This is a genomic window from Herpetosiphon llansteffanensis (genome assembly GCF_003205875.1).
In the GTDB taxonomy this organism is placed as follows: Bacteria; Chloroflexota; Chloroflexia; order Chloroflexales; family Herpetosiphonaceae; genus Herpetosiphon; species Herpetosiphon llansteffanensis.
In genome coordinates, this window is record NZ_PUBZ01000092.1 from 1 (window position 1) to 12935 (window position 12935).

Annotated in this window: 12 protein-coding genes; 4 read left to right on the top strand and 8 right to left on the bottom strand. The window is 48.6% G+C overall.

From position 1 onward, the window contains the following. The first annotated feature begins 470 nt into the window (after nt 1-470). Nucleotides 471-1394, top strand: a complete 924-nt coding sequence (locus tag C5S61_RS11500; RefSeq protein ID WP_110515200.1) for a phosphotransferase family protein — start codon at nt 471-473, stop codon at nt 1392-1394. After that, complete coding sequence (locus C5S61_RS11505) at nt 1391-2836, top strand: zinc-binding metallopeptidase family protein (RefSeq protein ID WP_110515201.1); 1446 nt, start codon at nt 1391-1393, stop codon at nt 2834-2836. Before C5S61_RS11500 ends, C5S61_RS11505 begins: the two co-directional genes overlap by 4 nt. A 99-nt stretch (nt 2837-2935) precedes the next feature. Here C5S61_RS11505 and C5S61_RS11510 read toward each other — a convergent pair whose 3' ends face one another. Continuing rightward, on the bottom strand, nt 2936-3232 hold the full coding sequence (locus C5S61_RS11510) for a hypothetical protein (RefSeq protein WP_110515202.1): 297 nt from the start codon (nt 3230-3232) through the stop codon (nt 2936-2938). A 100-nt stretch (nt 3233-3332) separates the two neighbouring features. Between C5S61_RS11510 and C5S61_RS11515 the strand changes: the two genes are divergently transcribed. After that, the gene (locus C5S61_RS11515; protein ID WP_110515203.1) at nt 3333-3668 is read left to right on the top strand and encodes a hypothetical protein; all 336 of its coding nucleotides are present in this window, start codon (nt 3333-3335) and stop codon (nt 3666-3668) included. Here C5S61_RS11515 and C5S61_RS11520 read toward each other — a convergent pair. Then, nucleotides 3641-3952: a hypothetical protein gene (locus tag C5S61_RS11520; protein WP_110515204.1), complete on the bottom strand. Its 312-nt coding sequence runs from the start codon at nt 3950-3952 to the stop codon at nt 3641-3643. The genes C5S61_RS11515 and C5S61_RS11520 overlap by 28 nt on opposite strands. Nucleotides 3953-4031: 79 nt before the next feature. Here C5S61_RS11520 and C5S61_RS11525 point away from each other — a divergent pair, with 79 nt between their 5' ends. After that, complete coding sequence (locus tag C5S61_RS11525; RefSeq protein ID WP_110515205.1) at nt 4032-4523, top strand: hypothetical protein; 492 nt, start codon at nt 4032-4034, stop codon at nt 4521-4523. Here the strand turns inward: C5S61_RS11525 and C5S61_RS11530 are convergent. From C5S61_RS11530 to C5S61_RS11555, 6 genes are all read right to left on the bottom strand, one after another. Further along, entirely contained in the window at nt 4495-5007 is a 513-nt protein-coding gene (locus C5S61_RS11530) for a shikimate kinase (protein ID WP_110515206.1), read from the bottom strand. The two genes, C5S61_RS11525 and C5S61_RS11530, sit on opposite strands and share 29 nt — an antisense overlap. A gap of 338 nt (nt 5008-5345) precedes the next feature. After that, complete coding sequence (gene aceA, locus C5S61_RS11535) at nt 5346-6638, bottom strand: isocitrate lyase (protein WP_110515207.1); 1293 nt, start codon at nt 6636-6638, stop codon at nt 5346-5348. Nucleotides 6639-6807: 169 nt separating this feature from the next. Then, on the bottom strand, nt 6808-8400 hold the full coding sequence (gene aceB, locus C5S61_RS11540; protein ID WP_110515208.1) for a malate synthase A: 1593 nt from the start codon (nt 8398-8400) through the stop codon (nt 6808-6810). 464 nt (nt 8401-8864) lie between these two features. Beyond that, nucleotides 8865-10550, bottom strand: coding sequence for an MDR family MFS transporter (locus C5S61_RS11545; protein ID WP_110515209.1), 1686 nt, complete (start codon nt 10548-10550; stop codon nt 8865-8867). A 12-nt stretch (nt 10551-10562) separates the two neighbouring features. After that, nucleotides 10563-11207, bottom strand: coding sequence for a TetR/AcrR family transcriptional regulator (locus tag C5S61_RS11550; protein ID WP_164689390.1), 645 nt, complete (start codon nt 11205-11207; stop codon nt 10563-10565). Between the two features lie 176 nt (nt 11208-11383). Further along, on the bottom strand, nt 11384-12862 hold the full coding sequence (locus tag C5S61_RS11555; RefSeq protein ID WP_110515211.1) for an XRE family transcriptional regulator: 1479 nt from the start codon (nt 12860-12862) through the stop codon (nt 11384-11386). Nucleotides 12863-12935: the final 73 nt, after the last annotated feature.

The window sequence follows — 12935 nt, forward strand, 5'->3', positions numbered from 1 at the left end:
TTCGAGCTTCGTCGGCAGCATCAGGTGTGTATAAGACACACAGGGGATCAGGAGCTAGGGGTCAGAATTTGAGCTAGCGGAAGCATAATCAGGAAAATCTGTGCCAATCTGTGGCTAAAATAACCTTCGTGTCCTTCGTGCTCTTCGTGGATCACATTTTTAACGCAGAGGCGCAGACAACAAGGGCTATCGGCTGAAGGCACTTGGCTATGGGGAAATCAATCTGAGCAATCAAAGCAATCTGTGCCAATCTGTGGCTAAAATAACTTTCGCGTGCTTCGGGGATTAATTATTAACGCAGAGACGCAGAGGAGTCGTGGCTATAGGCTGAAGGCTTTGGTCTTTCGGAACAATGGTTTGTATTTCCAATTTCGTCCGATAGCCAAAAGCCAATAGCCTCAAGTCCTGCGTAGCTTTTGCTTCAAGGTACAATCAACGTGGAGCACTATTCAGTTATTGGAGAACGTTTGATGCAGCTTGATCCACGTTTACAGCAAGCAATCGAAGCCGATTCGGGCTTTCAGCTCGAATACATCAGCTTTATCGGCGCTGGTTGGTTTGCCCAAGCTTATCAATTTGAACACCAAAATCAAACCTATGTCGTGCGCATCAGTAAGCACTACCAAGATTTTTTAAAAGATGCCTACGCCGCCCAGCACTGGGGCCAACATTTACCAATTCCGCCAATCCTTGCGCATCAGCAATTTGCTGACGGCTGGGTCTATGCCATTAGCCCATACATCGCTGGCCAAACCATCTCAGCGCTTGAACCACAACAGCTCAGCCAAATCCAGCCGCACCTGTTTCAAACAATGCACCAACTGCATCAACAAGACCTTGGCTCAAGCACTGGTTGGGGTTTAGCCAACGCTCAAGGCCAAGGCCGCTACCAAACTGGGGCCGAAGAAATTTTAGATATTGGCAATTATAAGTTTGATTACAATTGGCGAGAATGGTATGAGCGCCAAGACCAGACCGGCAGCTTATTGCGCCAAGGCTATCGCGTCATGGAACGATTGCTCAGCACAATCACCACCGAACGCTATCTTATGCATCGTGATTTTGGCTTTGATAATGTCATTTGCCAGCCGCAAGCGATTGTGGCCGTGCTCGATTGGGCCGAATTTGGCTACGGCGATTGGGTATACGATCTTGCTCAACAAAGTTGTAATGCTCAGACCAAAAACTATTTACACGCTTGGCTGCCATTTGCCCAACAGTACGATATAATTCCCGATAATTTGGAAAATCGTTTGCATTGCTATTGGCTGCACATGAACCTGACCGATCTGATTATGTCGCAGCTACGCAACGATTGGGCATGGCATCGCGACATTGTGCCAGAACTGACATGGCTGATCGAAAATCCTGTGCGAGTGAGGCTGAATTCATGAACATTACCACGCATCAAGAATTAATTGGCTGGCATCGCTATCTCGAACAACTAGGGCCGCGCCTAACCGGTAGCGAAGCTCATCAGCGCTTTATCGAATTTTTGGCCAGCGAATTAACTGCCCTCGGCTGCGAAGTCCAGCGCGATCGCTATTTTTTCACTCGATGGGAAGCCCAAGGTTGGGGCTTGGCACTACAAAACTCCAATGGCAGCGAAACAGCAATTGCCACAAGTTTTTATTACCCCTATTCCGGCTGCACGCCTGACGAAGGCATTGTTGGCGAATTGGTTGATTGTGGCAAAAGCCCAGGTAATTTTCAACAAGCAGCTGGCAAAATCGCCTTGGTCGAAGTTGCAGTTCCAGCCTTGCCAACCATGCTGTTTATTAACCCAACCAAGGCTGCCTTAGCCAGCACAACCCAACTCCCAAAAACGCTGCGCAACCCAACCCTTGGCTCGTTTCTCGGCGGTCCCGACCTGCAAGCAGCCAAAAAAGCTGGCGTTAAAGGCGTGATTTGCATGTGGTCAAACATCTCGCCAGCCAATGCAGAAGCCCAATATTTGCCCTTTACCAGCATCTACCAAGCTTGCCCAGCACTTTGGGTTGATCACATTACGGGCCAGCAACTCAAGCAGGCAGCTGCCCAAGGCCAACAGATTCGCTTCACGCTGCAAGCTACGCTAACCGAACAATGCCCAACTGAGAGTTTGTATGTGGTTTTGCATGGTCAAACATCCAACGAAAGTATTTTGGTTAACACCCATACCGACGGGCCAAACGCCCCAGAAGAGAACGGCGCGCTCGGCTTATTGGCTTTGGTACGTTGGTTCAAAAACCAGCGCCTTGAGCGCAATCTGATTTTCATTTTTGCCACCGGCCACTTTCAATTGCCCCAACTTGGCAAGCATGGTCAAGCCACCAGCACATGGCTCGCCGAGCACCCAGAATTATGGAACGGCCAGCAATTTCGGGCGGTGGCTGGCGTTACCTTGGAGCATTTAGGCTGTACCGAATGGCACGATAATCGAGCTTTCAATAGCTATCAACCAACGACCCAGCCAGAAATTGAGTTGACCTACACCACCAGCCCAATGCTTGAGCAACTGTATTACACCGCGCTCTTGCAGCGCACCAAACAGCGCGTACTAACAATCATGCCAATCAATGATATTTATTTTGGTGAAGGCGAGCCATTCTACAAAGCCAATATTCCCACAATTTCATTAATTCCTGCGCCCAATTATTTATGTGCCACGCCCAGCAATGCAGCCATCGATAAACTTGATTTTGATTTGATGCAGCAACAAATCGAAACCTTCGCTCGCGTGATTGGATTGATTGATCAAACCAGCACTGGCCGCTTGGGCGTTGCCGAATCGCAACCATTTAGCCTCGTTGGCAGCCTATTCCGCCGTATGGTTGGGGCAAATCAAGGGCACTAATCGCCTAAAGGTTCAAAATATAAAAATAAGGTGCTGAGTTGTCAATTTAGCTCAGCACCTTATCTATTTAATCCAAAATCATTTTTTTATTGCAAAATCTTATTCAAATTCCAAATCAATTTCATAATTGCCAAATAAAAAGCCGCGATAGCGCAACCAGCCACTCATATTTTCGCCAGCTTGATCGCGTAATTCAACTTTATACACCTGATCATTTTCGCCTGTGCGCCACAAATAGGGGCCAAGGCTCAGCCATGGGCGTTTGATCGCGACAATTTGATATTTTTGCTGCACAGCCCAATCTTCAATATGTTCATCGCGTTTGAGAATTTGATAGCGCCCAAGCAAAAATGCGCCACTCACAACCGCTAAAGTAACCAATACATACACTAGCATCAAAAAACTCTCCTTTCAAAACAATCTTGCTCTCAGTACGCAGTTAATAATTAAACGTTGCGCTGGCATCATTTTTGGTATGCAACCCCAAGGAGCAGCTATGCCAAAATATCCAACAACTCCCGATGGACGCTATTTTGTGGTCAATCAGCGCTTATGGCGTTGTAGCAACCCAAATCTAGCACCCGCAGAACGCCAAAATTTAGTCAATCAATTGATGCATGCTCGCCGCGCCGTTGGCCAAGCCAAGCGCCAACAAAACCAAGATGCTGAACGCACAGCTCGCGCCGAGGTTCAGCGTTGTAAAGTGGCGCTCGGCGAACGTGGCCCAGTTTGGTGGGCCGACCAAGCACCAGACTATAATCGGCGCTTGGTCAAAAACACGCCCTATTGGGAATGGTATCAAACTTACGCATCGGGACGAACATCAAGTTGATCGGAAAACAAACCCATAAACCAGCCACCACAACGTATCCACAAAGCGCGCGCCATGCCTTGCGGATCAATTACATCAACATAGAACACTGTTTGATTCTTGCCAGAACGCCAAAAAAATGGCCCCCGCCGCAGCCAGCGTTGTTCAAGCGCGATAATGCGATAGCCGTTGGCATTCGCCCATTGCTGAATTAAAGTAACCGAGCGCTTATGCTCAAATACAAGGAACGTTATGGTTAGCCCAACCAAACCGACAAATACTAAAAACGGAAATATTGAATCCATTGTAGCGATCCTTTCAAGCTCTCAATTCGTAGCATACATATCCTAGAGCTATACGCTAGGATACATGGAGAGTTTCAGCATGAACAATGAGCTATTTTTACGCCGTAAATGGACATTCAAAGCCCATAATTCGCAAGTAGTGATGATTAAACGCCCAGTCGAATCGAGCGAACATGTGATTATGAAGGCATTAATTTGGGCGTTGTATTTGCCCAACTATCCTGAGGCCCGGGTTGAAACCCCAATTGGCCTGCGCTATAAGCCCGATGTGATTGCGCTGGATAACCATGGGTTGCCGCTGTTTTGGGGCGAGGCTGGCCACGTGGGCATGGATAAATTGGAAACCTTGCTCAAACGCTATCGCCAAACCCATTTTGTGTTTGCTAAATGGGCCAGCAACGTAGAACCATTAACGCAGCTGATTGGCGAATTAACCAGCAAAATTAAACGCTCAGCGCCCATCGATCTGCTTTCAATTCCAGTTGATAGTGGCGAGCGTTTTTTTGCCGCCGATGGCACAATTACGGTTGAGCATAGCCAAATTAAGTATGTGCAGCTAACGCCGCCATAATTTGGCTGACCGTATGTTCGTGATCGTCGCGAGTGCACTGCACCGTAATATTGGCAAATTGTTGGTAGAGTGGCACGCGCTCGGCGTATAAATCGGCAAATGTTTGGCCTGGCTGCATCACAATCCCCCGCGAATCCATATCGCTGATGCGCGGCAGTAGTTCAGCAAATTCAATCGCCAGATAAACAATCGTGCCAAGCCGCTGGAAATTGGCCATGGCATCGGGGCTGTAAATTACGCTGCCGCCAGTTGCCACGACATATTGATCAAGCTCTAGCTCGGCACAATATTGATTTTCGACCGCGCAAAATTGCTCAGGGCCAAGCCGTTCGAGAATCTCAATCAAGCGGCCATGTTGGCGGGTTTGAATCACCACATCAGTATCGATAAAATCAAAGACCAACGCTTTGGCCAGTAAAATCCCCAGCGTACTTTTGCCTGAGCCAGGCATGCCAATTAAAATTACATTGCGATGCTGCGCCATTGCCAAATCTCCAAAACACAAGCGAGGTTGTATTATAGCCAAAAAACTCGCACCGCGATCTCATAGAGGGATCAGCGCGGTGCGAGCAATGCAGGGTATGTTTACCATCGCAAAACCGGCTCACTGGTTTTGCAATAGTCGCAGATCGAGTAGGATTTAGGATGTTGAAACCACGAAGAACACGAAGAGCACGAAGGCTAGGTTTTAGCCACAGATTTTTTAGATTATGTTCTATGCTCTATGCTCTATGTTCTATTTCCCTAAATCCTACTTTTCATTCCTCATCCCTCATCCTTCATCCTTTCTTTTCATCCTTCATCCCTCATCCTTCATACTTTCTAATGGGCTCCAACAAATTGTTCATGCTCGGTTGAGCCGCTCAAGGCGGTGGTCGACGAGTTGCCACCTGAAACTGCTTGAGCCACCATATCGAAGTAGCCAGTGCCAACTTCGCGTTGGTGCTTGACGGCGGTGTAGCCTTCGCTTTCGCGGTTGAATTCAGCTTGTTGCAATTGAACATAGGCGCTCATGCCTTGGTCGCGATAGCCAGTTGCCAAATCGAACATGCTGTAGTTCAAGGCGTGGAAGCCAGCTAAGGTAATAAATTGGAACTTGTAGCCCATTGCACCAAGTTCGCTTTGGAACTTAGCAATCGTGGCATCATCCAAGTTGCGCTTCCAGTTGAACGATGGCGAGCAGTTGTAGGCCAACAATTTGCCTGGATATTGAGCATGAATCGCTTCGGCAAATTTGCGCGCTTCTTCCAAATCTGGGGTTGAGGTTTCACACCAAATCAGGTCGGCATATGGCGCATAGGCCAAGCCACGAGCAATTGCTGAATCGATGCCACCGCGAATACAGAAGAAGCCTTCTGAGGTGCGTTCGCCAGTGCAAAACTCGCGGTCACGAGGATCAACGTCGCTGGTCAAAAGGTATGCACCATTGGCATCGGTGCGGGCGACGACCAAGGTTGGTACGTCCATCACATCGGCAGCCAAACGGGCGGCTTGCAGCGTGCGGATGAAGTGGCTGGTTGGGATCAAAACTTTGCCGCCCAAGTGGCCACATTTCTTTTCCGATGATAATTGATCTTCGAAGTGAACCCCAGCTGCGCCAGCTTCGATCATAGCTTTCATCATTTCGAAAGCGTTGAGCGGGCCGCCAAAGCCAGCTTCTGCATCGGCGATAATTGGCGCAAACCAGTAGGTGCCATCTTTCGCTTCCGAGTGATAAATTTGGTCGCAGCGTTGCAAGGTTTGGTTGATCCGTTTGACCACTTGAGGCACGCTATTCGCGGGATACAAGCTTTGATCGGGATACATTTGGCCGGCCATATTGGCATCGGCGGCAACCTGCCAGCCACTCAAGTAAATTGCTTTCAAGCCAGCTTTAACCATTTGCATGGCTTGATTGCCAGTCAGCGCACCCAACGCATGCACGTAATCTTCGCTGTGTAAGAGATCCCACAAGCGTTCAGCACCCATGCGAGCCAACGTTTGCTCAATAATGACTGAACCGCGCAAACGCACAACATCTTCTGCTGTATAATCGCGCTGAATCCCCTGCCAACGTGCGTCCGTTGCCCAACCCCGTTCCAGTTCTGTTGTTGAGATACCGTTCGTGGTGTTCATGGCTGACTCCTTTGTCAAATTACAATTGTGGCATGTAGCTCGTTACAATCGCCAAAGCGCTAGGGCAACGTCGCCAACGTAACGAGTGAAAATCAAATCTATCCTGACGTAGCGTTGCAGGTTTTAGTCATTGTTGTTTGATGCTAGCACCTGCACGCTGCCAATTTAATTAATCGATTTGGTCGTAAGCGGGAAGGGTGAGAAATTCGGTAAAGTTTGGATTGGCAACCAGTTGATCAAACAATTGGCTGGCCCGCGCATAATGACCGTTGCGATAGCGTTCTGCGCCAACTTCTTGTTCGATGTTGGCAAGCTCTTCAACAATCAACTCGCGTACCCATTCGAGGGTAATTTTGCGAAACTCTTCGGTAATGCCGTTGGGCTGATGCACCCATTGCCAAACTTGCGCCCGCGAGATTTCGGCGGTTGCTGCATCTTCCATCAAATTGTAGAGCGGCACGCAGCCTAAGCCACCAAGCCAAGCCTCGATATATTGAATGGCGACGCTGATATTTTTGCGCAAGCCTTGCTCGGTAATTGGCGCTGATGGCTCGAAACGCAACAAATCTTCGGCGGTAATTTCAACCTCAAGTTGTTTGCCAATTTGGTTGGCCTCAGGCATCAAGGCATCAAAGGCGGCTTTGGCCAGCGGAACCAAGCCTGGATGAGCGACCCATGTGCCGTCGTGGCCGTCGCGGGCTTCGCGCTCTTTATCTGCTTGAACTTTGCCTAGTGCTTCGGCGTTGGCTTGGGCATCGTGCTTAATCGGAATTTGAGCAGCCATACCGCCCATCGCATGCGCGCCACGGCGATGGCAGGTTTTGATCGCCAGCAACGAGTATGAGCGCATAAAGCGAGAAGTCATGGTCACGAAAGCGCGATCAGCAAGCACAAAATGCTCAAGTTTGGCAAATTTTTTGATGCAACTGAAAATGTAATCCCAGCGGCCACAGTTGAGGCCAGCAGAGTGATCACGCAATTCGTAGAGAATTTCGTCCATCTCGAAGGCCGCCAAAATTGTTTCGATCAAGACAGTTGCTTTGATCGAGCCATGGGGCAGGCCAAGTTGCTTTTGGGCAAAGACGAAAACATCATTCCACAAACGGGCTTCGCGATGGCTTTCGAGTTTTGGCAGATAGAAGTAGGGAGCAGAGCCACGGGCGAGCAAGGTTTTGGCATTGTGAAACAGATACAAGCCAAAATCGAACAAACCGCCAGCCATTGGTTCGCCATCGACGGTGACATGCTTTTCGAGCAAGTGCCAGCCGCGAGGCCGCACAAACAACACCGCAACGTGGTCGTTTAAGCGATAGGCTTTGCCAGCTTCGTTGGTGAAGCTAATCGTGCGATTGACCGCATCGCGCAAATTCAATTGACCGCTGACCAAATTATCCCAGCTTGGAGTCGTGGCATCTTCACAGTCGGCCATGAAGACGTTGGCTCCAGAGTTGAGCGCATTGATGATCATTTTGCGATCGATTGGCCCAGTGATTTCAACCCGCCGATTGCGAATTTCATCAGGAATTGGGGCAATTTGCCAGTCGCTATTACGAATATTGGCAGTTTCAGCGAGAAAATCAGGGCGTTCGCCTGCATCAAGTTGGCTTTGGCGTTCCACTCGTCCGTGCAATAAGTCACGGCGAGTTTGGTCAAAGCTGCGATGCAAAGCTGCTAAAAAGTGGAGAGCTGGTTCCGTCAACAATTCCGCCGCAGCGGGGGTGATGGGGGCGTTGATTTTCACGCCATGTTGCCGATCAGTCATGCGGTCGTTCCTTTCCGGTGCGTCACCATCGACGTTGGATTGGTGCATGGGTTTTGGTAAAAATATGCTTACTAGATAATTTTTACTATCTAGCGAATATTCACTGAGCGAAGAATATCACAATTTTTTATGACTGTCAAGCGAATATTCGCTGGCAGAAAATTTTGTATATTTTTTAATCCACGAAGGGAAGTGACTATAGGCTATGGGCTATTGGCTTTTGATTTGGCATTTCATCCCTCATAATTCATCCTTCGATTGCTCTGCTTTAAAAATTTAAACCGCGAAGAGCGCGAAGAATATTTTAGCCACAGATTCCCACAGATTGTTATGATTAGGCTCTTGGCTCTTGGCTTTTGATTTGGTATTTCATCCCTCATAATTCATAATTCATCCTTAAACAAAGAGGATCGAGCTACTGCTAGCCCGATCCCCAACAACCGATCCCCGATCCCTATATTTTATTAATGAAACGCTGCCATGCCAGCTGCGCCTGCTTCGCCATCTTGCTCAACTTGAGCAGCGGCTTTTTTACGTCCGCCACGGAGTTCGATTTCTTTGAGGAAGAAGACGACTACAAAGCCCAAAACTGTGATCCCAAAGCTGAAAATAAACACATGGTGAATGCCATCAACCAAGCCATATTTGACTGCGCCCAACAAGGTGTTGTAGAGCGCTTGGCCTTGTTCGCCACCCTGTGCAAACTGCGCCTGAATCAGCGATTGCGTTTCTGGCGAAAGCAAAATTTGCGGGTTGTTGAAGGCCGCTAAGCTTTCTGCTGGCACATTTTGGACAACTTCAGCAGGAATTGCTGCTTTGAAGGCAGGCAAATAGGCCGAGTTCATCACCGAACCCATCGCCGCCAAGGCAATCGTGCTACCAATCGAGCGGAAGAAGGTCAAGGCTGAGGTTGCTTGGCCAATCTTGTTTGGCAAGGCATTTTGGGTAATCAAGGTATACAGCGACATGCCCGCACCCATGCCCAAGCCCAAAATCACCATATCAATCGCCACATTGGTATTGGTCGAATTGAGGTCAAGTTGCAAGAGCATAAAGCCGCCGAGCACGCTAATCGCCATCCCAACAATTGCAATAATTTTGTATTTGCCAGTTGCCGCCACAATTTGGCCCGCCACCACGCTACAAATAATCGCGGTCAGCATCAATGGGGTCATAATCAAGCCGCTATTCGTAATCGAGGTGCCAATAACACCTTGCACAAACAATGGCAAGAAGAAAATATTACCAAACAGCGCCATATTCGAGATGATTGTAATCAGCACCGAAATGCGGAAAATGCTGTTTTTGAAGAGGCTTGGCTCGATAATTGGCTGGCCATTGTTGCGTTCGAGCCATGCTTCGTAGGCAATGAATGCGCCCAAAAACACAATCGATAAACCAAACATGCTCAAAACTTGAGTCGAAAGCCAGGCATACTTGGAGCCAGCCCAAGTGAAGCCCAGCAACAGCGGAACCGTGCCGACAACTAGCAAAATTGAGCCAATATAGTCAATTTTGACCCGTTGGGCTTTGCGGCCAAGGGTTGGCATCAAGAAAATCAAGGTCAAGAGCGCGATAATGCCCAGCGGCAAGTTGACGTAGAAAATCCAGCGCCATGAAACGTGTTCGGTCAGCCAGCCACCAGCGGTTGGCCCAAGGATGGCCGAAATCCCAAACACTCCACCAGTGATGCCTTGCCAGCGAGCGCGTTCGCGCGGCGTGAACAAATCGCCGACAATCGCCAAGGCAATCGGCATTAAGGCGGCTGCACCTAAGCCTTGCAAGCCACGAAAAATAATCAATTGGTTCATACTTTGGGCCGCGCCACACAAGCCAGAGCCAATCAAAAAGACAATTAAGCCAAAGATAAAGAGCGGCTTACGCCCAAACATATCTGAAAGCTTGCCATAAATTGGCACCATAACCGTTGAAGCCAACAGATAGGCCGTTGTAACCCAGGTATAGCGATCAAACCCGTGCAATTCGGTGATGACTTTGGGCATCGCCGTGCCAACGATTGTTTGATCAAGTGAGGCCAACAGCATCACCAAGAGCACGCTCAACATCGTGAGCAAGGTTTCGCGCTTGGTATAGCGTGGCTGTTCAAATTCGGCTGCTGCTGAAGCCGTTTGCTTAATTGCCGTTTCCATTCCGCGCCTTTCTTAAGCTTGCTTCCGTGAAATCCCATGGAAGAAAATTTGGATTATTTGAGGCAGCAACTCTTCAAACGCCACTGTTTGATCAGTTGTCAGATGATGATAGTTGCGAGGTGAAAGCAAATTGAGATACATCACAATCATCACTTTGGTTGAGATGTGCTGATCAAATTCCCCCTGAGCTTTGCCTTGCTCGATAATTGCCCGCAACAAACTGCGGGCATGATCGATGATTGGTTGGGTTCGTTCGTGTTTTTCGGCGAAGCGCGAACGCATATCCGCACTGCCAAACACTTCGAGAAAAATCTGCATGCGTCGCGCTTCGCTTGGATCGTAGGTACGTTGCAAAATCGCTTCCAAGCGTTCGCGGGCGCTGCTAGTGCTGGCAGCCACTTCTTCGATTACCTGCACAAAGTTTTGTAATTGCCGTTCCACCAAGGCAATCATCAAATCTTCTTTGCTGGGAAAGTGCAAATAGACCGTGCCTTTGGCAATGCCAACTTGGCCCGCAATATCGTCAATCGAGGTTTCGTGATAGCCACGCTCCAACAAAATGGTTTGGGCTGCCTCTAAAATCAGGCGCGCCCGTTCTTCGCGTTGGCGCTCTTTCAACGACACGGCAGGCTTGGTCGGTTTCTCAGGGCTTGGCATGCTCAGTTCCTTACGCTCAGCCATTATTTGACCATCAAATAAAATATGACTGATAAGTCAAATAATAACTCTAACACTATTCGATGTCAATTCGGTCATAAGTCCTAGGACTTGGGGTTAAATAATAACAGCGCCAAGGGCTGGCGCTGTTGCTGCTTGCGTTATGATTAACAACATTATGGCAATAAGGTACGCCGAATCTCAGCAATCGCGGCGTTACGGCGGTCGCGCAGTTGCTCACCCCACAGCACAGTTGGAACCGATTTCCGCACCGCACAATCGTCAATTGGGCAACGCTGGCAGGTTTCATGAATCACCGTGCGATGGATTGCAGGATCATCGACAAACTTGATCACCTTCGATAACTCAGACGTAAAGCGAAAACCAACTACAACGCTGCTACCGACGGTTGGCGTAAGTACCAAAGGTCGCGCAAAGCCAATATCCAAGAAACGATCTTGGCTTTCTAAAAATTGCGAAATTTGCACATCGACCAACGGCTGCTGCTGTGGCCCTGGCTGCTCAGATAAGTTGATCAGCAGGCGCGAGGCCAGCCAACGGCGACAATAATGCTCGTGTAAACCGATTCCACTTGGCAACAACAAGCGATTCATATTGATCCGTTTGATCAGTTTGTACGAACCCTCAACATTGTGAAAGCGCAAAAAGTGCAGCGAAATACCAAATGCCGCTGGAATAACCTCGCTAAACCGATAGAGCAACATTTCGGGCGTTACATCATAGTGATTGAGCATCGCCAGCAGCGGCTCGGCGCTCCACGTTGACTGGTTGAACAAGGTCGAAATATCGGCAATCATCGGCTGACGGGGCATTAATAAAGCTCCGCCAAAATACGAGGCTTTAAAATCGTTGGAAACTTGGCGAAACGACAACACTTGATCAGGCGTTGAGGTCACCGAGCGCTCGTTCAAGCCCAAAGCCGCATAGCCAAGCTCGCGGGCCAAGATAAATTTGCGCTGCAACTCATACAAATTTGAATTAATTAACAAAGTTTTGCGCGGCGTGTCGATATAGACCGCGCGATAATGCGAAAGCAACTCGTGATCAGCCAACGTGGTTTCATCAACCCGATAGCCAAATTGCTGCTGCAAAATCTGCTTGAGCTGCTCGATTCCCAGCGGAAACAGATTGAGTTGATATTTGGCAGCAAACGCTTCTGCTTCTTCTTCGATTTCGGGAAAATAATTTTCATGAATTTCTTGATACGAGCGTAGCGCCGCCCGAAAGAAATGCTCATCCTTCATATCGTATTGGCGCGCAATTTCCCAAATGGCGTGCAGCAAGGCGCTCGCTTTATCGGGAGCTTTGGTAAACAAGCCAACTAATTCATTAGGGTCAAGCTCAAATTCCTCGAAGGGAAAATGGCGTAACAACGGCGACGAGAGCATATTTTCAAGATAAGCCAACGCAGGATTCAGCTTAATCGAGACTAATTCGTCGTAGGCTTTGCCCAGCACATGGGCCATTTTAACAATTTTATCGGGCTTAGGATATTTGCGACCCTTCTCCATCTCGGTCACATACGATGGCGATAACTCGGCTCGTGCAGCAAATTCGGTCAGACTTAAATTGGCTTCGAGGCGGGCTTGACGCAGTTTCATGCCAAAAATTAAATTAATAACATCAGTACTCATTCGATTCCTTCATGCTGCAAAGTCTCTGAACATAGCGTGAGGCAAACACTCTCACTTAACTATACCATCAGAA